Source organism: Candidatus Kosakonia sp. 282A-S69, from assembly GCF_029433855.1.
Lineage (GTDB): Bacteria > Pseudomonadota > Gammaproteobacteria > Enterobacterales > Enterobacteriaceae > Kosakonia > Kosakonia cowanii_A.
On sequence record NZ_JAROAU010000005.1, the window covers coordinates 255,639 to 255,896 of the forward strand.

Consider the following 258-nt stretch of genomic DNA (forward strand, 5'->3'; position numbering starts at 1 on the left):
CTGCGCCTGCGCCTCGGTGATGTCGCCCGCGCGCACCATCTGTTGCAGCACCACGCCAGCGCGGCCGCGCGCCGCCTCGGCATCGGCGGTCGGCGAGTAATTCGACGGCGCCTTCACCAGCCCGGCGATCACCGCGGCCTCGCCGATGCTCAGGTGATTCGCGCCATGGCCGAAGAACTTCCGGCTCGCGGCGTCGATGCCATAGGTGCCGCCGCCGTAATACATCTTGTTGAGATACAGCTCGAGGATCTCGTCCTT

General features: G+C 67.4%; 1 protein-coding gene. It reads right to left on the reverse strand.

The genetic code is table 11. The annotated features are described in order from the left end of the window. On the reverse strand, positions 1 to 258 hold a 258-nt coding region (locus PU683_RS22290), incomplete at both ends, for a transglycosylase domain-containing protein (RefSeq protein WP_277174679.1).